This is a genomic window from Bradyrhizobium sp. Kon56 (genome assembly GCF_055807635.1).
On the sequence record NZ_JBVVOU010000001.1, the window covers coordinates 1 to 21,309 of the forward strand.

17 protein-coding genes are annotated in these 21,309 nt (G+C 59.9%); all 17 read left to right on the forward strand.

The window, feature by feature from the left end:
• Window positions 1–3,978, forward strand: a 3,978-nt coding sequence (locus AC0L3B_RS00005) for a beta strand repeat-containing protein (protein WP_473351665.1), incomplete at its 5' end; no start/stop codon positions are given.
• A 94-nt stretch (window positions 3,979–4,072) separates the two neighbouring features.
• Complete coding sequence (locus tag AC0L3B_RS00010) at window positions 4,073–5,785, forward strand: type I secretion system permease/ATPase (protein ID WP_473351666.1); 1,713 nt, start codon at window positions 4,073–4,075, stop codon at window positions 5,783–5,785.
• A gap of 9 nt (window positions 5,786–5,794) precedes the next feature.
• Window positions 5,795–7,165 carry an HlyD family type I secretion periplasmic adaptor subunit gene (locus AC0L3B_RS00015; RefSeq protein ID WP_473351667.1) on the forward strand — a complete coding sequence of 457 codons (1,371 nt, stop codon included), beginning with the start codon at window positions 5,795–5,797 and terminating at the stop codon, window positions 7,163–7,165.
• A gap of 1,127 nt (window positions 7,166–8,292) precedes the next feature.
• The gene (locus AC0L3B_RS00020) at window positions 8,293–8,502 is read left to right on the forward strand and encodes a Flp family type IVb pilin (protein ID WP_473254034.1); all 210 of its coding nucleotides are present in this window, start codon (window positions 8,293–8,295) and stop codon (window positions 8,500–8,502) included.
• A 124-nt stretch (window positions 8,503–8,626) separates the two neighbouring features.
• Window positions 8,627–8,836, forward strand: coding sequence for a Flp family type IVb pilin (locus AC0L3B_RS00025; RefSeq protein ID WP_247474748.1), 210 nt, complete (start codon window positions 8,627–8,629; stop codon window positions 8,834–8,836).
• Between the two features lie 114 nt (window positions 8,837–8,950).
• Window positions 8,951–9,457, forward strand: coding sequence for an A24 family peptidase (locus AC0L3B_RS00030; protein WP_473351668.1), 507 nt, complete (start codon window positions 8,951–8,953; stop codon window positions 9,455–9,457).
• 1 nt (window position 9,458) lies between these two features.
• Window positions 9,459–10,370, forward strand: a complete 912-nt coding sequence (gene cpaB, locus AC0L3B_RS00035; RefSeq protein WP_473351669.1) for a Flp pilus assembly protein CpaB — start codon at window positions 9,459–9,461, stop codon at window positions 10,368–10,370.
• Between the two features lie 12 nt (window positions 10,371–10,382).
• Entirely contained in the window at window positions 10,383–11,582 is a 1,200-nt protein-coding gene (locus tag AC0L3B_RS00040; RefSeq protein ID WP_473254029.1) for a CpaE/TadZ family protein, read from the forward strand.
• 149 nt (window positions 11,583–11,731) lie between these two features.
• Window positions 11,732–12,979: a CpaF family protein gene (locus AC0L3B_RS00045; RefSeq protein ID WP_473351682.1), complete on the forward strand. Its 1,248-nt coding sequence runs from the start codon at window positions 11,732–11,734 to the stop codon at window positions 12,977–12,979.
• On the forward strand, window positions 12,979–13,908 hold the full coding sequence (locus AC0L3B_RS00050; protein ID WP_247474744.1) for a type II secretion system F family protein: 930 nt from the start codon (window positions 12,979–12,981) through the stop codon (window positions 13,906–13,908). Before AC0L3B_RS00045 ends, AC0L3B_RS00050 begins: the two co-directional genes overlap by 1 nt.
• Window positions 13,905–14,813 (forward strand): type II secretion system F family protein, encoded by a 909-nt coding sequence (locus AC0L3B_RS00055; protein WP_473351670.1) that lies wholly within the window; start codon window positions 13,905–13,907, stop codon window positions 14,811–14,813. Before AC0L3B_RS00050 ends, AC0L3B_RS00055 begins: the two co-directional genes overlap by 4 nt.
• A gap of 6 nt (window positions 14,814–14,819) precedes the next feature.
• Window positions 14,820–15,464, forward strand: coding sequence for a methyltransferase family protein (locus tag AC0L3B_RS00060; protein WP_473351671.1), 645 nt, complete (start codon window positions 14,820–14,822; stop codon window positions 15,462–15,464).
• 24 nt (window positions 15,465–15,488) lie between these two features.
• On the forward strand, window positions 15,489–15,992 hold the full coding sequence (locus AC0L3B_RS00065; protein WP_473254025.1) for a hypothetical protein: 504 nt from the start codon (window positions 15,489–15,491) through the stop codon (window positions 15,990–15,992).
• 9 nt (window positions 15,993–16,001) lie between these two features.
• Window positions 16,002–17,372: a pilus assembly protein TadG-related protein gene (locus tag AC0L3B_RS00070; RefSeq protein WP_473379870.1), complete on the forward strand. Its 1,371-nt coding sequence runs from the start codon at window positions 16,002–16,004 to the stop codon at window positions 17,370–17,372.
• Window positions 17,372–17,779, forward strand: a complete 408-nt coding sequence (locus AC0L3B_RS00075; RefSeq protein ID WP_473351673.1) for a TadE family protein — start codon at window positions 17,372–17,374, stop codon at window positions 17,777–17,779. Before AC0L3B_RS00070 ends, AC0L3B_RS00075 begins: the two co-directional genes overlap by 1 nt.
• Window positions 17,780–17,879: 100 nt before the next feature.
• Window positions 17,880–18,917 (forward strand): phosphatase PAP2 family protein, encoded by a 1,038-nt coding sequence (locus AC0L3B_RS00080; RefSeq protein WP_473379871.1) that lies wholly within the window; start codon window positions 17,880–17,882, stop codon window positions 18,915–18,917.
• A 762-nt stretch (window positions 18,918–19,679) separates the two neighbouring features.
• Complete coding sequence (locus tag AC0L3B_RS00085; RefSeq protein ID WP_473351675.1) at window positions 19,680–21,308, forward strand: type II and III secretion system protein family protein; 1,629 nt, start codon at window positions 19,680–19,682, stop codon at window positions 21,306–21,308.
• Window position 21,309 lies beyond the last annotated feature (1 nt).

Consider the following 21,309-nt stretch of genomic DNA (forward strand, 5'->3'; position numbering starts at 1 on the left):
TTCACCGCCGTCTCCTCCGACGGCACCGCCAGCCAGACCGTCACCGTCACCATCAACGGCACCAACGACGTGCCGGTGATCGGCGGCGTCTCCACCGGTTCGGTCACCGAGGACGTCTCGGTTGTCGCCGGCAACATTTCGACCAGCGGCGCGCTCACCATTGCCGACGTCGACCAGGGCCAGTCCAACTTCACCGCGCAAGCCAGCACCGCCGGCAGCAACGGCTACGGCACCTTCACGCTCGCCGCCGACGGCAGCTGGACCTACAGCGCCGACGACAGCCAGACCGCGATCCAGCAGCTCGGCGCCGGCCAGTCGATCACCGACTCGTTCACCGCCGTCTCCTCCGACGGCACCGCCAGCCAGACCGTCACCGTCACCATCAACGGCACCAACGACGTGCCGGTTGCGGACCTCAATGGGCCGACGCCGGGAAATGACACGACCGCTTCATTTACCGAGCAGACGCCCCTGGTGGTTGCGCCTTCGGCGACGATCATTGACATCGACTCGGCGAACCTGACCTCATTGACAGCTACCTTGACGACGCGACCCGACGGCAACACGACCGAAGCGTTATCCTTGACTGCGGCGGCGACGGCGGCCGCCGCTGGTCTGACCGTGAGCTATACCCAGACCACCGGGCTACTGTCGGTTACCGGCTCGGCTTCAAAGGCTACCTACCAGACCATCCTGGACGGCATCGTATACAGCAACACCAGCGATACGCCGACCAGCACGTCGCGCACAGTGAACGTGGTGGTCAGCGACGGGATTGACTCCAGCGTCTCGCACAGCATCGCCATCAGCGTCGCCGCCGTAAATGACGTCCCGGTCGTGGACCTCAACGGGGCAGGAGCCGGCAACGACGCCACGGCAGCCTTCACCGAGCAGACGCCCCTGGTGGTTGCGCCGTCGGCGACCATCACCGATGTCGACTCGGCCAATCTGACCTCAATGACGGCCACCCTGACGACACGGCCCGACGGCAACACGGTCGAATCGCTGTCCCTGACTGCGGCGGCAGCGGCGGCCGCGGCAGGTCTGACCGTGAGCTATACCCAGACCACAGGGGTACTGTCGGTTACCGGCCCGGCTTCAAAGGCCACTTACCAGACGATCCTGGACGGCATCGTCTACAGCAACACCAGCGACGCGCCAATCACGACCAGCCGCACGGTGAACGTGGTGGTCAATGACGGCACCGACTCCGGCGTCTCGCACAGTGTCACCATCAGCGTCGCCGCCATCAACGACGCCCCCATCGCGGTGAGCGACAACTATATCCTGGATACCAGCGTCGGTAACACGTTGACTGTGCCCGCAGCCGGTGTCCTTGCCAATGACAGCGATCCCGACAGCACGATCACGGCGGTGAAAGACACAAACCCGACCCACGGAACGGTGACGTTGAGTGCAAATGGCTCGTTTACATATACGCGAACCGACACCTCTTTCTTGGGCACGGACAGCTTTACTTACCACGCGACGGACGGCTCGCTTTCCAGCAATCTGGTGACTGTAACAATCACGCTTGCAGGGAGCGTGAGTGGGCATACGATCAATTTCGCAAACGGTGCTGACGATGCGAACTTCGCCAACACTACTTTCGACTTTAACGCACCGTCGGCACCCGGCAATTGGTCGATATTGATGGGCAATGGCGGCGATACTCTGGTCACGGCGTGGAATCACATTAACGGGACCACAACTTACGACGGCGGGAACGGATCTGACACCGCTACGCTGGTTTTTTCTTCGAGCCAACTCGAGCAGATCCTGTCCGATACAACCAATCGTGGACTGGATGGAACTGCAGGTAGCTTCGAAAGTGAACTTCAAGATTATCTCGACGGAAATGTGGGGTCGGGGTCAGCGTCCAACCAGACCCTCACATTGGGCGCTTCGAGTTGGGCGGCGAATGTAACCAACACATTCGAAAATGCCGCCTTAGCTATCGCAGTCGCCAGCGGTGGATTCGTCACCTACTCGGCGATTGGATCGAATCTTCCCGATCTCAACGCCGGGGGAGCGAGTGACAAGACCTTGGTAGGAAGCTCGGCCGGAGAAGCTCTTTCCGGCAACACTGGTAATGACATTCTCGTTGGCCTCGGCGGCGACGATACCTTGAATGGCGGAAATGGCTCCGATCTGCTTCTCGGAGGTTCTGGGAACGATACGCTGACGGGTGGAGCTGGCATTGACGTTCTGTCGGGCGGCACTGGCAACGACACGTTCAGATATACGGTCGCCACCGATTCAAACCATGCCGGCTTCGATACGATCACCGATTTTGCGTCGGGATCCGATAAAATCGCGGCCACCTCAGGGTTTGCGGTCACATCGATTGGCACATCATTGGCCACGGCGACGAGCTCGGTCGCGGCGCATACGTTCGCCTGGTTCGTCGATACCGCAAACAACCAGACGATCGTCTACGGGAACGCCACGAATGGCGCTGTCGCCGGCGGCAGCGCCACCCTGCTGGAAATACACCTCGCAGGGGTGACGTCATTGCCTGCCACCGATTTTGCGACGGGAGTAGCTCCGGCCGGCATCGCCGGCGAGCAGATCAACCTTGGTCTGACCGATCCCTCGTCGGACCTGAACGACCTGATAACGGTCACAGTCAGCGGTGTTCCGTTGGGGTGGAGTTTGAACGCGGGGACGAACGAAGGCAACGGCACCTGGACGGTGCAAACAAATGATGTCCGGTCGCTAGCAGTTACCACGCTCACCGACTTCGCGGGTGCGGTTGTCCTGAACGTTGCCGAAACGTGGACGGAGGCAGACGGCAGCACGGGAACCAGGGTTGTTTTCGACAATATTGAAGCTTACGCGGCCGGTTCACCAATCTTCGCCATTTCGGGCGACGACAACCTGACCGCTTCGAGCGGCAACGACTTGCTCGTTTTCGCTCAACCGATTGGCCGGGATACGATCTACAATTTTGACACCGCGCACGACCAGATCGATCTGGTCGGTTATGCCGAGTTCACCGGCTTTGGCGACATTCAGGCGCACACGGCCAATGACAGTAACGGCAACGCGGTGATCTCAGCGGGAGAGGGGCAGTCGATCACGCTGCATGGCATCGATGCGAATTCGCTCACCGCGAGCGACTTCATCTTCGATCAAACGCCGGTCACTGAAAACGCAGGCCACATGGTGATCGCCGATGGTGCAATCCTGCCGCTCTCCGGCATCATCGACAATACCGGCACGATCGAGTTGAAATCGACCGGAAGCGGGACGGAGCTTGAGCTGATCGAACACGGCATCACGCTCCAAGGTCATGGGCAGGTCATTCTGTCCGACGATAGCGAGAACGTGATCACCGGAACGGTCTCCGACGTCACGCTGACGAACGTGGACAACACGATCTCCGGTGCCGGCCACCTCGGCGATGGGGTGATGGTGCTGGTCAATGAAGGCACGATCATCGCCACCGGCACCAATGCGCTCGACATCGATACCGGAGCTAACGCCGTCACCAACACCGGCACGATCGAGGCAACCGGAACCGGTGGACTGGAGGTCCACAGCGACCTCATCAACACCGGCGTGTTGTGGGCCAATGGCGGCAACGTCACAATCGATGGCAATGTCAGCGGTAACGGAACGGCTCAGATTAGCGGTTCGGCCACACTCGAATTCGGAGCGGCCTCATCTGCGCATGTCACGCTTGATGCCCAAGCGACCGGGACAATCGTGCTCCATGACTCCTTCGACTTTAGCGGGGTCGTGTCCGGATTTAACGGGGATGACCACCTGGATCTCCTCGATGTGGCATTCGGGGCCGGCACGACCGCGAGCTATGTCGCAAATCAGGCTGGTGCTGGAGGAACCCTGTCGGTGACCGACGGAGTCCATACCGCCAATATTACCCTGTTGGGCCAGTACGACCCCGCGGGCTTCCAAACCGAGGCAGACAAGAACACGGGAACGCTCATCAGCTACCACGACCATCTGGCCTGATGCGCTGCGGGGAAATGGGTCGGGGCCAATGTTGCGGCCCCGACTTTGGATTACGGTGTGATTTTGAAGAGGGGCGGATTTTCCGCTGATCTGTGTGAGTACTCCGTTCAAAAGACCCGACGAACTCCGGCGTTTGCTGCAAAGCTGCCGGGGCTATTTCGTCACTGCCGCGGTCTTCAGCTTGGCGATCAATCTGCTTTACCTGGCCGGGCCGCTCTACATGCTGCAGGTCTATGACCGGGTGATCTCAAGCGCCAGCGAGATCACGCTGCTGATGCTCACGATCGCGCTGTTGATGGCGTTTCTGGCGCTGGCAGGGCTGGATGCCGTACGCGCCCGCGTGCTGACCCGCGCCAGCATTCGCCTCGACCAGACGATCGCGGCGCGCGTGATGACGGCGATCATTCATCGCTCCGCTGGCGCCGGCGGCGCACGCAGCCAGCTGCTGCGCGATTTCGACACCTTCCGCCAGTTCGTCACCGGCATGGGGATCCATGCGATCTTCGATCTGCCCTGGGCGCCGATCTACATTGCCGTGATTTTTGTGCTGCACCCGTTCCTGGGGGCGTTCGCATTGGGCTGCTCCATCCTGCTGATTCTTATGGCCCTGTTTAACGAGTGGCGGGTCAAGCTGCCGTTGACGGAGGCCGGCGAGGCGGCTTCCCGGAGCTACAGCTTTACCGAGATGAGCCTGCGCAATACCGAAGTGGTGCGGGCAATGGGCATGACCGAAGGGCTGCTGAGGCGTTGGGCCCGTGATCGCACCCGCATGCTTGAACGGCAGGTCTCTGCGAGCGATCGCGCCGCCACCATGCAGAGCATCATCCGTTTTCTGCGGCTTGCCATGCAGTCGATGATACTTGGCCTGGGCGCCTATCTCGTGATCGAGCGACTTGCAACCGTCGGCGCCATGTTCGCCGCGAGCATTCTGCTCGGAAGAGCCCTGCAGCCGGTAGAGCAGATCGTTGGATCCTGGCGCAATCTTGTATCTGCTCGTGGAGCATTCCTGCGCATCCGCGAGCTCTTGAAAGCCGATCCCCAACGGGAGATCGGTTTGACGCTGCCGCGCCCGCAGGGCCGACTCTCGGTCGAGGGGCTCTCCTATGTGCCGCCGTTTGGTTCGAAGCCCATCCTGCGCGGGGTATCGTTCGCAATCGAGCCGGGCGAAGTACTGGGCATCATTGGTCCTTCGGGCGCCGGGAAATCCACGCTTTCGCGTCATCTGGTCGGTGTGCTTGCGCCATCTGCTGGCGCGGTGCGACTGGACGGGGCGGACGTCTCGAGCTGGATCAAGACGTCACTCGGCCAGCATATCGGTTATCTCCCCCAGGATATTGAGCTGTTTGCTGACACTGTTGCCGTCAACATCAGCCGATTCCAGGAGGGCGAAGATAGGGAGGTGATTCTGGCGGCGCGGATGGCGGACGTGCACGAGATGATCCTGCGCCTGCCGGATGGCTATGATACGCAGGTGGGAGAAGGCGGCGCCATACTCTCGGGCGGTTATCGTCAGCGTATTGGTCTTGCCCGCGCCATCTTCGCCAATCCGAGCCTTCTCGTGCTCGACGAGCCGAGCTCCAATCTCGACGCCGAAGGAGACGCCGCGCTCGCCGATTGCATTCTTCAACTCAAGAAGCGCGGCACGACGGTGGTGATTATCTCCCATCGGCCGGCCACCATCGGCGTGGCTGACAAGATCCTGGTGCTGCGTGAAGGCGTCGTCGAGATGTTCGGACCGCGCGCCGAGATCCTGGCCCGTCTGACGAGGCCCGTACCGATCCACACGGTCCGCGAGACGACGGGTTAGGACATGGTCATGGCGCTGATGGAGTTTACAAGCCGGTCGAAACCACGCGCATTAGCGCCGAGCTCGACGATTGATCAATTCAGGAGCGGTGCACCGAGCGACTCGATTCGTCGCGTAGCACTCGCGGGATGGCTGATCATCGCCATCTTTTTCGGCGGATTCGGCACCTGGGCGCTGACGGCACCACTCAACGGCGCCGTGGTTGCAAATGCTATCGTAAAGGTCGACGGCAACCGCAAGAGCGTTCAGCACCTCGATGGCGGCATTGTCAGGGAACTGCATGTCCGAGAAGGGGAGCGGGTGCTGGCAGGCGATCTCCTGATCGTTCTGGACGATACGCAGGTCCGTGCCGAGTATGAGGTGCTCACACAACAATATGCCGTGCTTCGTGCGACGGAAGTACGGCTCCTGACGGAGCTCGATCATGGATCCGAGCTGACCATGCCGGCCGATTTGAGGGCGCGCTCTGATGACCGCTACTTTAAGAGCGTATGGACCGGTCAGCTCAATCAGTTCGACAGTCGGCGAGCATCGCTTGACGGGCAACGAAGCGTCATTCGCGAGAAGATCAACCAGCTTGGCTCGCAGATTGTGGGCGCCGAGGCACAGGTCAAGGCCTTCACCGATCAGATCAACTCGGTCCGCAACGAGGCAAAGGATCTTGCGCCGTTGGTCGAACGGGGCCTGATTGCGCGTCCGCGAATTCTCCAGCTGGAGCGGACGGCGTACGGTTTGGAAGGCCAGATCGCCGATACAAAAGCTAGTATCGCGAAGGCCCGCCAGGCCATCGCCGAGCAGGAGCAGCAGATCGCCCAACTCGATAATGATCGGATGACAGATGTCACCAAGGACTTGCGTGACACGCAGGCCAGATTGCTCGAGGTCATTCCGAAGGCGCTGAGTGCAAAGTCGGTCCTGGGTCGCATGGAAATTCGGGCGCCCTATACCGGCCGGGTGGTGGGATTGACCGTGTTCGCCGTCGGCGGCGTCATCCAGCGCGGCGACAAGATCCTCGACATCGTACCGGCCGAGGACGCACTCACGATCGAAGCCCAGGTTGCGGTGGAGGACATCAGCGACGTACATCCCAATATGCGCGCCGAAGTCCATCTCACCGCCTACAAGCAGCGCATCGTCCCGATCATTCACGGCGACGTCATTCAGGTTTCGGCTGACCGTCTCACTGATCCCAAGACAAATGCGCCGTACTACACGGCCTTTGTCCGGATTGATCAAGGTGAGTTGGCGGACATGCCGAACATTCGCCTGTATCCTGGGATGCCGGCGACCGTCATGATCCCGACCGTTCAGCGAACTGCGTTTGATTACATCGTCGGGCCGCTCGCAATGTCATTCAATCAGTCGTTTCGGCAGAAATGAAGGAGAGAAGGCAAGTGATAGAAGAGGCATTAGCAACGGCGCCGATCCGCGTAGGGAGGGACACATGCCTCATCCCGAAAGCCAAGCTCGCTCATCCACACAAATGGCGGCGAAAACCAAAGGGCGAACGAGAGGCGCGCTATGAAAGGTATAATGTTTTTAGAGCCATCGACAGCGCTTACCGCGTGGGCAACCTCAACGTTTGTTGATGGGGCCAGTGCATCCCTTCGGGTTTCCGAAATAGTCCGCATCCCGTGATCTCGGCTTGACCGAATTTCCGCTCGAGTAATGTGATCTATTGGAGTCCGCTCCATTTCATCGGCACGTTGCTGGATAGCGGCTGCAATAAATATCGTGATGGTCCGGTTTTCCCTCGCTGATCGCCAGATTTCCACGTTGCGTGCGGATCGAATGGCCTTCTGCGCCTGTTGCTCGCGCTAGGTGCCGACGCGCAGCAACGCGGATTGAGCGACTGGACGCCGCCGCATTACGCTGTAAGTCTTGATGACGGCGACGCAGTCGAGCCTCTGTTTGAAAACGGCCCAGACGTCGAGGCGCGAATCCGAATTGATGATTGCGTCAGGCCAGTGCAACTGACGGAATCATGCGGCTGCAAGGCAGCGATCAGTGCGATCGGAATCTTCGGAGGGATCACCTCGCCCGTCGTGGACAGACGTGTTGCGTCGCGCGCACGCACGTCGCGAAATCTGCTCCCTGCGCGCTGGCCTGGTCGCAGAATCGCTCGATCATATGTGGGTGGATCGACAGGTTGATGCAGCGCCATAGCTGATCATCATCAAGATTAAAAATTTCCGAATAATCAAATTATACCATCGGTCGCCCGTACTATTCCGGTGAATTTTACCGACTCTCAGCCGGCGCTCTGCCTGGGATTAGATCGGGGGCGCAGCTATCATCCTTGTATCACAACGTTTTTGCCGGTTTTTGATTTTCATGACGGCTCGTTTCGTGTCCGGTTAATTCAAAATGGCATTATATATTAAATGTTGACGATAATAAACGTTTAATGGATAGTTTATCGCTGGCGGGGCCGGACATAAATCCGCGGCCGCTGGAAAGTTGCCGAGGTGTCTGCAAATTCATCTTTGAAAGAAGGGATTCTTCCAATGCTGCGTTATTTCATCAAGACCACGGAAGCCTTGAAGCGTCTGCGCACGGACCAGGACGGCGTCGTGTCGTTCGAGTACATCATCGTCGCGGCTTGCATCATCGGCGCAGTGGCTGCGGCGTTCGGTACCGGAGCTACGGGTGCCATCGGGACGGCACTGTCCGGCGGGATCAGCGCTATCGTCACCAAGTTCAATGCGGCCGTGTAATACGGCTATCTGACTAGGAGGGGGGCATCGGAATGTGCCTCCCGCTTCAGTTACACCCCGGTAGCAGCACCGCAATGACTGCCAGGGTTAGCAGTTGTGGTTCAGTCGAGAGAAGGAGTGTTCCATGTTGAAATATTACAATAGGACCACGGAAGCCCTGAAGAACCTGCGCACGGATCAGGACGGCGTGGTGTCGTTCGAGTACATTATCGTCGCGGCTTGTATCATCGGCGCAGTGGCTGCGGCGTTCGGTACGGGAGCTACTGGTGCCATCGGGACGGCGCTGTCTGGCGGGATCTCCGCTATCGTCACCACTTTCAATGCGGCCGTGTAATACGGCTATCTGACGCCGGAGGGGCATACGGAGTGTGCCCTCCGCTTCTTAATGTCTTCATGTGACCCACTTTAAGTTTGTTGATGTGTCCTCGCTTTTTGAGGCGTGCGTTTGATGAGCTGGATTGTTGCGGTAACTTCGTTTCTCGAAATCCTGTTGTTGCTCTATGTCGCAACGATCGATGTCGCGACACGATTGATCCGAAATGAGATCTGTCTGGTGCTGGCGCTCCTCGGGATTGTCAGCCAACTTGCCGTCCCGATGCAACTCGTCGAATCAGTGATCGCCGCGACGATCCTGTTCCTGCTGCTGTTTATGATTTACCAGTGGGGATGGATCGGCGGCGGCGACGTCAAGTTGCTGGTCGCGTTGGCGATCGGTCTCCCGCTGACCGGCGTGATTCAGTTGCTGACTGTGACCGCGCTGGCGGGCGGCGTTCTTGCCCTGGTGCATCTGGTCATGCGCCTCCTGCCATATCCCAACCTGGCGCCCGCCGGATCCTCGCTCGCCCGCCGCGTCTACGCCATAGAGCGTTGGCGCCACTTGCGACATGCGCCGCTGCCCTACGGGGTTGCCATCGCGTGCGGGGGAATCTGGACCGTTTTGAGCAAAGGACTTTGACATGTCATCCGCTTTGCGTCTCTCGATCATCATGGTGTTCTTCTTCGCGGCGGTCGCGCTCGGGCTCATCGCCTACAACATGAACCTGCCGAAAGCACAGGCCCCGGTCGCAGTCACGGAGAACACTCCGCCGCCGCCGCCTCCGACTGTCGGATACTTTGTCGCGGTACACCCGCTGCCGAGAGGGACGCTGGCCCGCGACGAAGATTTCAACATACGAGCGGTGTCGCCGGACAGCGTTCCGGCGGGGGCAATCCTCGATACGCCCGATGCCAGGATCGGACTTCGCGGATCCCTGGTTCGTAACTTCCTCGACACCGGCGCGCCCGTTACATCAAAGGACGTACTGCGTCCGCGCGAACGGGGTTTCCTCGCCAGCGTCCTGGCGCCGGATAGCCGCGCCATCAGCATCAACGTTGACGCCGCGTCCGGTGTCTCGGGCCTGATCTCGCCGGGTGACTATGTGGATGTTGTGTTGACCCAGCAGCCGACGACGCCAACAGGCGAGAAGCAAGATCCGGATCACCACCACGGCGCGCTGAGCGAAACCGTTGCTCATAATGTTCGAATTGTCGCGATTGACCAGGAGATCGTGCAAGGCGGCTCGGCCAGCAACTCCACGGCCGGCAAGGTCGCGCGCACCGTATCGCTGCAGCTTGCGCCCGAGCAGGTCAAGAAAGTCGTCATCGCCGCACAGCTCGGAAAGCTTTCCCTGGCCGTACGGTCAGCGGTCGATCGACAGGATACAGGGGAGACGGACGCGACGGTCGTGATCTATTCACGCAATAACAGCACGAAATACTCGGTCAGGAAAGACGATGCGGGGAATACGCGCACGGCGTTGGTTGGCGATGCGTCGCTGGCAATTGCTCCGTCAGCGTCGGTCGCGTCGGCCGTGTCGTCGCGTCAGTAAGGGGAGGCAGTGGTGATCGCTAACATAGCAGTAGTCAGTCCGCCTGAAGAAGCTGCGTCTGTTGTAACGCGCAACCGGATCGTCTGTTTCGTCAATGACGAGCTTAGCGCAGCGGCTCTGCGCAAAGGCCTCGAGGGTAGCAATTTATCGATCAGGCGCGGCACGATCCGTCATGCCATACGGATGCTCGAAACCGACACCGAGCTATCCGCGTTGGTGGCGGACATCAGTGGAATCGATGATCCATTTTCCGAACTGGAAAGGTTGGCCGCCGTCTGCCCACCCGATGTCCGGGTGGCTCTGATCGGCGAGAGCAGGGAGATAACCTTCTACCGCGAGCTCATGGAAATCGGTTTGAGCGAGTACCTTCCGAGGCCACTCACGCGCGATCTGGTGTTGCACCAGCTACGTCCGAAACTGCTTGGCGACGTGGCGCCCGGTGCGGCCGATCGTGGCGGGCATGTGATCTCGATCTGCGGCGCTCAGGGGGGCGCCGGCGCAACGAGCATCGCGATCAATCTCGCGCTGCAGCTGGCCGAGACCACCAAGGCCAAGGTCGCGCTGCTCGACCTTCATCTACAAAACGGCGAAACAGCCGTGATGCTGGGTGTTCGGCCTGGGCCAGGGCTGCGCATCGCTCTGGAAAACCCGATGCGGGCGGATACGTTGTTCCTCGAACGCGCGGCGATTGATATCAACGAACGAGTTTGCCTGATTTCCGCCGATGAGGAGTTGGACGCGCAGCTCGACATCACTGAAGCGGGAGTGAGACACGTGTTGGGTCTGCTCCGTCAACGGTTCAACTACATCGTTGTCGATATACCAGTCCCGTTTCCGCCATCCATCCATCCGGTGATCACTCTTTCCCGGCACGTGCTGGTGCTGCTGGAAGCGGAGGTGACCGGACTTCGCAATGCCCGTGCACTCCGCACTGCCGTCACCAACATCGCCGGTAAGGATCGCGTGTTTACTTTGCTCAATCGTGCCGATCGTCCCGGCGGCCTTCCCAGGGCGACGATTGTCAAGGCCCTGGGCGCAGAACCCGACATGGTGATTCCCGATCTCGGGAAGGGGATGACCCAGGCGGTCAATCTCGGAATTCCGGCTCTCAAGCACGTACGAGGATTGCGACGTCACCTCGTCCCAATCGTCCGGGAGATCGCAGGCGTCGGTGCCGAACGGAAGGGATGGTTGAGGAGGCTGCTCGGGTGACGAAAAAATTTGGTAGGCGCGAAGACGACACGCCAGCTCGTTTGCCTGCATTGCCACTAAGCTTGCCTGCATTGGCGCCGAGCATGCCTGCTCCGAGCTCGCCTGCAGCTGCGCCAAGGCACGACGAACCTTCTACCCAGCGGCCGGCGATGCCGGCTTTGCTGCGTGAACGGGTCATAGAGCAGATTGAGCCATCGGTGGCCGCAACGGTTTCGCGTGATGTTCTTCGGCGGCAGATTGAGGAAATCATCCATGGAATCGCCAACGAGGAGCGGCTCGAACTGTCAGGTCGCGAGCAGTTTCAGCTAGCGGACGAGATTGCGGACGACATGACCGGCTACGGGCCGCTCCGTCCGCTTCTGCTGGATCAATCAATCAACGATATCATGGTCAACGGACCGAGTAACGTTTACGTCGAGCGACACGGCAAACTGGAACGGATCGCGGTACGATTCCGCGACAATGATCACATCGCATCCGTAGCACAGAAGATTGCAGCGCAAGTCGGCCGGCGCGTCGACGAATCCAGTCCGATGGTGGATTGCCGCCTGCCGGACGGCAGCCGGGTCAACATCATCTTCCCGCCGCTAGCGATCCACAGCCCCTGCATCTCCATCCGAAAATTCCCAAGCCGCCGTTTAGACATGGCCGGGATGATCCAGAACGGCTCAATGACCGCGGCCATGGGACAATTGCTGGAGATTGCCGGTCGGTCCCGGCTCAATATTCTGGTCTCTGGCGGTACCGGTTCCGGCAAGACGACGCTGTTGAACGCCATGAGCCAATTCATTGATCACAGCGAACGCATCGTCACCATTGAGGATGCGGCGGAGTTGCAGCTTCAACAGCCGCACGTGATCAGCCTGGAGACCCGGCCTCCCAGCCTCGAAGGCACAGGGCAGGTGACACAACGCGATCTGGTGTGGAACGCCCTGCGCATGCGTCCCGACCGAATCGTCGTCGGCGAGGTGCGCGGCGCCGAAGCGTTTGACATGCTGCAAGCGATGAACACCGGCCATGACGGTTCGATCTCCACGGTGCATGCCAACAGCGCCCGCGACGCACTGACGCGCATCGAAAACATGGTGCAGATGGGGCAGCCAAATCTGCCGCTGCGGGCGATCAGATCTCAGATCGTGGCTGCGCTGGATATCGTCGTGCAAGTAGAACGCATGCGGGATGGACAGCGTCGCGTTATCCAGATCAGCGAGGTGATCGGGCTGGAAGGCGAGGTGATCACCACCAACGACATCGCGGCATTCGAGTACGAACACGAGGATATTCACGGACGGATATCGGGCACCTACAGGTCCACCAACGCAGTCCCAAAATTCAAAAGCCGTCTTTCCTATTACGGGCTTGATCGAGCCTGGGCCGAAGCCATGAGGCAGCTGTAATGCCGGAGTTCCTGACCACAATTGACCTGGTGTTCCTGGTCGGCGCGGCAGCCGTTGCGCTGTGGCTCGACGCGGCACAGCGACGCATGGATCGGCAGGTAGCAAAAGCTCTGCCGGTTTCAGATACGGCGACAATGCCCTCCATTCGTCGTTTGGAGGCCGGGTCCCGATGGTCGTTTCTCTTCCGCCTGATCGATTACAAGCCCGGGATCGCCTATGTCTGGCACCCCGCGTATGTGCTGCTTGCCGGCGTGATCGCCGCGGCAGCAATCCTGTATGCCAATAGCGTGCTGCAATTCTCCAACGTCTATGCGTATCCGGCGGCGGCAATTGTAGGGCTCCTGATGGTGCGGGGCCTGTTCGGCTGGCAACGACGTCGTCTCGCCAATCAACTGTTTCGACAGCTGCCCGACACGATCCAGCTGGTGACAAGTACCGTTCGATCCGGGCTGCCCGTGACCGAAGCATTTCGCACGATCGCGCGCGAGATGCCGCAACCGACGGCTGGACAGTTTGCCATCGTATGCACCGAGGTGAGTCTGGGAAGACCTCCCGAGGAGGCTGTCGAAGCCATCTACCGGCGAACGCAAGTGACGGAGTATGGGATCTTTGCGGTCACACTTGCGGTGCAGCTGAAGGCAGGTGGCAGTTTGACCGAAACCTTGCAGACACTGGGAGATACGGTGCGGCAGCGCGTCGCGCTGGCTGCTCGCGCGAAGGCGCTGGCCGGCGAGGTGATCTTTTCCTCACGCGCGCTTTCGCTATCGCCCGTTGTCGTGGGTGGATTGCTATACTTGATCAATCCGCAAACAGTCGATCTGCTGATCTACGATCCGACGGGAAACAGGCTTCTGGCTTACGCCGCAGCCTCGGTGATTATCGGGTCCCTTGTGATCCGCTGGATGGTCAGAAGGGAAACAGAACTATGATCCTTGGTCTCAGTCTGGTGGCCCTTGCCATAGCGCTTGCGACCGTCACCGCGGTCCTGATGATCCACGAGCTACACATTCATGCGTTGAACGTGCGGGTGTCAAACGCCGTGCTCGGCGTTCCCAGTCGGTCGGCGCCGTTCAGGGATGTGACCGGCTGGCTTTCGTCACTCGGTATGCGGTATCGGCGCTTCTACTCCGCGGAAAATCTGGACCAGCTCCGGACGATCGTTCAATCGTCGGGTTTGAATCCTCATCGCACAATGTCGATCTGGATCGGCCTCAAAACCGTGAGCATGTTCCTGTTTCCGATCACTGCCTTGCTCGTTGGGCAGCTTTTCGGCAAGCCGCTGACCGATGTGCTGGTCTTCAGTCTCATCGGCGTGGTGATCGGCATCATGGGGCCGCGGTTGATCCTTTTGGTGCTGAGGCGGCGCTTCAATGCCGCCATCCGGCTAGGCACGCCCGACATGATCGACTTGCTGGTTGTGTGCAGCGAAGCGGGAATGGGTCTGGAGAGCGCGCTGGAACGCGTGGCGGACGAAATGAACCAGACCAATCCTGCCATGGCCCGGGTCCTGTACGGACTTCTTGATGATCTCAGGATACTGCCAAATCGCAGCGAGGCTTTCGAGAAGCTGGCATCGACCTCGGAGGGCCTTCGCCGGTTCGGCACCATGGTCAGCCAAAGCCTGCAATACGGCACGCCGCTGGCCCAGGCTCTGCGCAGTATCGCGATCGACCTCCGGCGTGAACGTATCACCAATTTGGAGGAACGGGCACACAAGCTGGGCGCCAAGCTGACCATTCCGATGGTGTTGTTCATGCTTCCCGCGATGTTCATTATACTAGGCGGAAGTCCGTTTCTGCACCTGATCCGTACATTCTCCAGCTTCGGGATGTAGTAAGCCATGAGCACGGTTGCCCTGTCGACAAACTGGTCTTACGAGCGGATGATGCAGCTGCTCGGCAGCATGTGGTTCATGTTGCTTGCACTCTGTGCCGCCATCAGAGTTGGGTCATTGACCGATCCCTGGCCATCGCTTGTGTCAAGTTTTTGGCTTGCCATCTTCTACATGCTCGTGGCGGTGTTGATCATGACCAGGCCACCGGCGAAGGCGCGCGCAGATGGGGTGCTGCCTGGAATAGCCGCATTCGTCGGCTCCTATTTGCCATGGACGATCACCTTCTTCGGCAAAACCGAGCAGGCGTTGCCAAATTTGGTGGCCACCGCTTGCGTGCTGATCGGCATGATCATGATGCTTGTCACCATCCGACACCTGGGGCGGTCGTTCAGCCTGGTGCCACAGGCGCGTTCAGTGGTGCAAAGCGGTCCCTATCGGTGGATCAAGCATCCGCTCTACCTCGCAGAAGAGATCGCGATTCTGGGTGTCGTGCTGCAATATCTGACACCACTCACGGTGATCGTACTGGTCCTGCATATCGGCGTTCAGGTCTGCCGAATTCTCTACGAGGAAGACCTGCTTCGGCGCACTTGCCCGGAGTATTCCAGTTACGAAGCGACGCGTTGGAGATTGGTCCCTTATGTTTGGTGAGCGGCCATGCGTGGCCGAATTGTCATGGACATCGTTCAAATTGCTCGTGCTCGGAGCAGGCATCGGGACCTGGTAAGTGTCCCTCAAGGCGGGCGCGTGCGCCGTCGAAAGTCCTTCGTCGCGGATCGGCGCGGCGCCGCCGCGTTTGAAATGCTGATCGTTTTCCTTTTCCTCGGTGTGAGCCTGCTTCTGCCGCTCGCCGACGTTGCGGCCGCCGGCTTTCAGTTTGTATCCGCTTGGGAGGCGGTGCGCGCCTTCGGGCAGAGGATCCAGTACGACCCGCCACCGGACGTTACGAACTGGGCGAGCTGGAAGTCGGCACTCCCGACGTCGGTTGCTGGTTATCCCATCAACAATCTCCAGGTCCTCTGCGGTGATACGATGACTGCCTGCACCGCAGCCAACTCTGGTTCGCCCAAGTACTATTCATACACGACGACCGTCACCGTGGCGCCCATCATCCTGACCACGGTGTTGTGCGCGAATTCCTGTTCATACACACTGCCTTACTCGCAACGATTTCAATAGGAGTGGTCGATGCGTAGCTTGCTTCGCTCTCGCCGTGGCTCCGTCGCCTTCGCAACCGTAATCGCCCTGGTGCCGCTGATCGGAGTGGTCGCACTCGGGGGTGAGGCGGGATCCTGGTACGTTACCAAGCAACACGCGCAGAATGCCGCCGATGCGGCAGCGGTTTCGGGCGCCATGCAGCAACTATGCATATCGAACGCACCTTGCGCGGTTACACAGACAGTGGACTATCGCGCCAAGCAATCCGCAGCAGCCAACGCGTTCTGCAATGCGGGCAGCACTGCCTATCCCGGCTCCCAATGTAGCACCAGCCTTCCGGTGGGAGTCTCGCAGACCGTCCAGATTGCTTCGCTCACGTCATGGAACGGGTCGGCTGGAACTTACGTTCAGGCCACTGTGAGCCAGCAACAGCCCGCATACCTGGCCAAAGTGCTTGGGTTGACCACTGTCAATATACCCGCGACAGCCGTGGCCTCAGTAAAGAGCGTGCTGTTTCCGCCCTGCGTTCTGACATTGAAGGGCTCCATCAGTTTCCAAGGCAGTCCGAACATCAATGCGCCGAATTGCGGCATGGCCTCTAACAGTACGGCCAAGGATGCAATAAACTTCACCGGCGGCGGGATGACCATGAATCTCGGTTCGCTATCGACCGTCGGCGGCTGCACAGGTGCCGCGTCGTTCTGTAACACGGCGTTGAAGTATTTGCCGGCCCCGACAACCAATCCCTTCTCTGCTCTCGACGACGCCCTCACCACGTTGTGCGGGGCGAACCCGACCCTCCCTGCCAAATGCGGTCTACCGAAATGCTCAGGATCGGATCTGGTCGCTTACACGGCTGCCACCCCGTGCACGAATGACAATACCTCGACGAAGGGCAATACCGCTTTCAACTTGGTTTCAGGGGTCTCGGTGTACTTCATATCCGGTACTCTGTCCCTCAAAGGCGGCTCCTCGATCACCTGCAACAGTCCATGCACAGGAGTGACCTTCATTCTGCTGCCGGGTGCTTCGATTGACACGAAGGGCGGCGGGACGCTCACCCTCAAGGGGCCGGCAACTGCCCCGAGTGCCTCGTCGCTTCCCGCGGCCCTTCAGTCCAGCGCTGCATTATTCCAGTACATGTCCATGTACGATGTTTCAGCGTCGCCGGTGCAATTCGGTGGAAACAGCAACATCACTCTCACGGGAAACATCTACGCGCCGAACGCAGATGTGACGTTTCAGGGCAATCCGACGATTGCCGTAGGTGGCACAGGCGACAGTTGTGGCCAGTTGATCGCCAAGTCAATCGCGTTCAACGGCAATGCGACCTTTGACACCACAGGGTGCCCATCGCAGACAAAGCTGCCTAAGAGCCAGTATGTCCAGTTGGTGCAGTGATGAGAAAGCTCGATCAGCGTGGCGTGGGGGCGATGGAGTTCTGTCTCGTCGCTCTGCCTCTCTTCATCTTGATGTTCACCATTTTCGACCTGGGGCGATACGCAATCACGATGCAGTCGTTGCGGGCGCTCGCGAATGCCGGAGCTCGGACCTGGATGATCAACGATTGCTACGTGAGTAGTGCGATCAGCAAGACGACACCAACCTGTGCCGGTGATCCCCTGCCATCCGCAGCGGCAAAGCAAACCGTTGCCCCAATGATCGGCGGTCTCTCGCCGACGTTGAGCACGACCGCGGGAGCCAACGTACTTACCGTTACGGCATCTGTATCGAGTTTCAACATGATCATGCCGATCTGGGGCACAGCATTGAACGCGCCGAGCGCGTCGACGACCATCCCGTTCTAGCACTTTCCCAGGCATAAAGCCGATGAACACTCGACGAGCCCACAGCGATGGCGATCGTGGTCGCGATGATGGCGGATGTGAAACCGCGACAAATGCCACCATGACAGCATCGTTGCCGCAGGCGGTGATGCCGGCCCAATATTTGGCACTGGTCGCGATCTTCCAGTGGCCCTTGGCTTGGGCAATCATTTGCCTTCTGCTTGCAGTCGATCTTGTGTGGGCCTCGCAGGTTGGGTTGACAATGGGTGGGGGCGAAATCAAGGCCGGCCTGATTGGTGCCTTGCTCGCGCTCTCCGTTGCATTCCGTCGCCGTGATCGCGGTATAGCGAAACTGTTCGAGGCAATTGCTTTGTACCTCGTTTCCGCCGCCGCGGGTTCAACACTGATGTACCTCGCTGCTAGTTGCGCATTCCCTCTGCAAGACGTGATGATGGAGCGGCTGGACCGAGCGATTGGCTTCGACTGGTTAGCTTGGCGCCAAGCATTGCTCGACCAACCGATCCTAAGCGGTCTGCTGGTAGTGGCCTACAACAGCATGTTTCCGCAACTCGTTCTTTTGTTATTCTGCTTTTCTCCAACGGGCAGGTCCGCACGTATCGGAGAGCTGCTGCTTTTGGCGGGCGCGACCATGGTGCCGACGGCGCTGATCTCGGCGATTTGGCCCACGCTGGGACCGTTCGCCGTGCACGGCGTTGGCGACGTTACTTATTTGCGAGATCTGCTGGCACTGCGTGCATCAGGACCTTGGCATTTTGAGTCGGTGGTGATGCAAGGCATCGTGACGATGCCATCGTATCACACGGTTATGGCCGTGCTGCTCACCTACGCCTTTCGCCGCACCGGCCTGGTCGGATATGGGATAGCAACGCTGAATCTGGTGATGCTGCTTTCGATCCCCCCGATCGGCGGGCATTATCTGGTCGATGTGCTCGCCGGCGGGGCACTGGGGCTCGGGGCGATCGCCGTCCAGCGGGCGACTCGGCATGCAATGAAGCGAAATCTGTTCGGCCTTTGGCGCGAGACATTGTTCGGAAGGTCCTCGATTTGGTCCGCGGTTCCGTTCAAGCCTGCACGAATTTCTGCGCAAACACTCGCCGTAAAATCCGGGCGCCTGCATGACGCGCGAGATGAAACCTGATGGGCAACATGCATTTCATCGGGAATATAGCGGGCGCGACTGCGTGTTGCCGCGGGGCGCTGTTGACGGAGCAGTCGCTGATTATCCATGTCCGGCCACCCGCAATGAGCAAGACGACCCCAACCTGTAGCGGTGACCCGCCACCATCCGCGGCGGCAAAAAAAGCGTCGGCCCAATGCTCGGCGGTCTCGCGCCGATCGCCGAGCACGACTGCGGGAGCCAACGCACTTACCGTTGCGGCATCAGATCCGGGCTTCAGCATGATCATGCCGTTCTGGGGCACAACACCGAACGCGCCGAGCGCTTCCACGACCATTCCCTTCTAGTGGGTCACGATTCGGGAATGCAATCAAGCGGTAGGGAGGGGGACCTGCCCTTCTGAGGGATTGCCGAAAATCGAGAAGGGTGATTGGCAGGCGGGAGCGGCGGGAACCCTCCCGAAGCGCCTGCGCCGCAGAGTAGTTCCGCGGGGATGGGAAAAAGTGGTGCACGCTGGCAACATCGGATGGTTTTCTCTGCTGTTGCGGCAGTGCGATAAGGCTCTCTCCTTGCAAGCAGGCGGCATGAGGGAAATGATCTTGAACCGCATCTTGCGGCCGGCGGAAAACGGGGCGTGTCCTTGGTGAACTGAAGCCGGACAGTAACGGATTTGTAGTGGGACGGATTGTAAGCTCTACGGCGTGTTGCGCGACGGAGAGTGTCAATACACCGCAGACGTAGATTTACGGGGATAGTCGCGGGTCGCGGCGAGGGGGAATCGAAATGGGATTCGGTCGCATTTCGAACGGGGAAGGGCGCAGGCTTGTCGCCTCGAGCGTGATCGCACTCGGTGCTGCGCTTGTCCTTTTCAATTCCGTTGACCGCGCCGCGGCAGCAGATCGGAAGGGCACCTCCGGCGGCGTCTTCGTCAGCGAGATGAACGACGTCCAGCGGGTCAAGGTGGTCGTCAACAAGTCACGCACCTTCAAGGTTGACACGGCTTTTGCGACGATCGTCGCGGGTTCGCCTGATATCGTCGATGTGAAGTCGCTGAGCGACCACATGATCTATGTCCAGGGCAAGCAGACCGGCACCACCAACGTCATTCTATTCGACAGCTCGATGAAGCAGATCGGGATCCTCGACGTCGAGGTCGTGATCGATACCGGAAATCTGCAGCAGAACATCCGGTCCAGCACCGGCGGGCAGGGTATTCGTGTCTCTGCCTCCGAGGGGCAGGTGGTGCTCAGCGGAACCGCCGCCGACGCGGTGGTGGCTGAGCGGGCCATGGCCATCGCCACCAGCACCGTGGCGAAAGGGGGCGTGGTCGTCAACGCCATGAGCGTCGCTGCGCCGCAACAGGTGATGCTCGAGGTGCGCTTTCTCGAGGTCAATCGAGATGCCGGTCGTAATCTGGGCGTCAACCTTTATGCGGCGAATGCCAATGGTACAAATGTAGGGAATACGGGTCTAGGCGCGGCGACGGCAGGTCGGCAGCCAATTGGTGGCGTCAATGGCGCGGTCGGCTCTCCTCCGACCGGCAGCCTTCCGGTCCTCGGAACGATCGGAACGCTCGTCGGCACCGCAGGTGGTGTATCACCTACGCCGTTCGGAAGCTTGTTGACCAGCATCATTCGGACATCCAACGGCGGCTCGGTCGACCTGCTGATCTCTGCGTTGGAAACCAAAGGATTGGCTCGCCGGCTCGCGGAGCCGAACCTGACCACGCTGTCCGGCGATTCCGCGCGTTTCCTGGCTGGCGGGGAATTCCCGGTGCCGGTGGCGTCTACGGCCGGGACCGCAGGATTGGTTCCAACCGTGACCATCGAATTCAAGAAATTCGGCGTCGAGCTGGCGTTCGTTCCGACCGTGTTGTCGCGCGGCGTGATCAACCTTCGAGTCGAGCCGTCGGTCAGCGAGCTTGATTTCTCCAATGCGGTGCAGATTGCGGGGACGGTCATTCCGGCGTTGAGCCGACGCGACGCGCGCACCACGGTCGAGCTGCGCGACGGCCAGAGTTTTGCCATCGCCGGCCTGCTCCAGACCCGCAACCGGCAGGACGTTTCGCAGTTGCCGTGGATCGGCTCGGTGCCCGTGATCGGAAGTTTGTTCAGCAGCAAGTCGTACCAGCAGCAGGAAACGGACCTCGTCATCATCGTTACGCCGCGCCTGGTTGCGCCGGCGGCACCCGGTCAGCAATTGGCGTCTCCGCTCGACTCGCGCCTTCCGGCCAACGACGTCGATTTCTTTCTCAATGGCCAGATGGAAGTCCGCAAGCGCTACAATGACTACGTCAATTCCGGCGGCGACGTGAAGGGTCCGTACGGCCACATCATCGCTCCTGAAGTCAGGGCGCCCATTCCGGCGCCGGCCGCTGCTGCCGACCAGCCGGTCGTTAAGACCCTCAACTAGC

Excerpts from the sequence above, each read along its gene's own strand:
- AC0L3B_RS00015 (WP_473351667.1), top strand. The coding sequence starts at position 5,795 with ATGGCGCTGATGGAGTTTACAAGCCGGTCGAAACCACGCGCATTAGCG.
- AC0L3B_RS00020 (WP_473254034.1), top strand. The coding sequence starts at position 8,293 with ATGCTGCGTTATTTCATCAAGACCACGGAAGCCTTGAAGCGTCTGCGC.
- AC0L3B_RS00025 (WP_247474748.1), top strand. The coding sequence starts at position 8,627 with ATGTTGAAATATTACAATAGGACCACGGAAGCCCTGAAGAACCTGCGC.
- AC0L3B_RS00030 (WP_473351668.1), top strand. The coding sequence starts at position 8,951 with ATGAGCTGGATTGTTGCGGTAACTTCGTTTCTCGAAATCCTGTTGTTG.
- cpaB (WP_473351669.1), top strand. The coding sequence starts at position 9,459 with ATGTCATCCGCTTTGCGTCTCTCGATCATCATGGTGTTCTTCTTCGCG.
- AC0L3B_RS00045 (WP_473351682.1), top strand. The coding sequence starts at position 11,732 with ATGCCGGCTTTGCTGCGTGAACGGGTCATAGAGCAGATTGAGCCATCG.
- AC0L3B_RS00050 (WP_247474744.1), top strand. The coding sequence starts at position 12,979 with ATGCCGGAGTTCCTGACCACAATTGACCTGGTGTTCCTGGTCGGCGCG.
- AC0L3B_RS00055 (WP_473351670.1), top strand. The coding sequence starts at position 13,905 with ATGATCCTTGGTCTCAGTCTGGTGGCCCTTGCCATAGCGCTTGCGACC.
- AC0L3B_RS00060 (WP_473351671.1), top strand. The coding sequence starts at position 14,820 with ATGAGCACGGTTGCCCTGTCGACAAACTGGTCTTACGAGCGGATGATG.
- AC0L3B_RS00065 (WP_473254025.1), top strand. The coding sequence starts at position 15,489 with ATGGACATCGTTCAAATTGCTCGTGCTCGGAGCAGGCATCGGGACCTG.
- AC0L3B_RS00070 (WP_473379870.1), top strand. The coding sequence starts at position 16,002 with ATGCGTAGCTTGCTTCGCTCTCGCCGTGGCTCCGTCGCCTTCGCAACC.
- AC0L3B_RS00075 (WP_473351673.1), top strand. The coding sequence starts at position 17,372 with ATGAGAAAGCTCGATCAGCGTGGCGTGGGGGCGATGGAGTTCTGTCTC.
- AC0L3B_RS00080 (WP_473379871.1), top strand. The coding sequence starts at position 17,880 with ATGACAGCATCGTTGCCGCAGGCGGTGATGCCGGCCCAATATTTGGCA.
- AC0L3B_RS00085 (WP_473351675.1), top strand. The coding sequence starts at position 19,680 with ATGGGATTCGGTCGCATTTCGAACGGGGAAGGGCGCAGGCTTGTCGCC.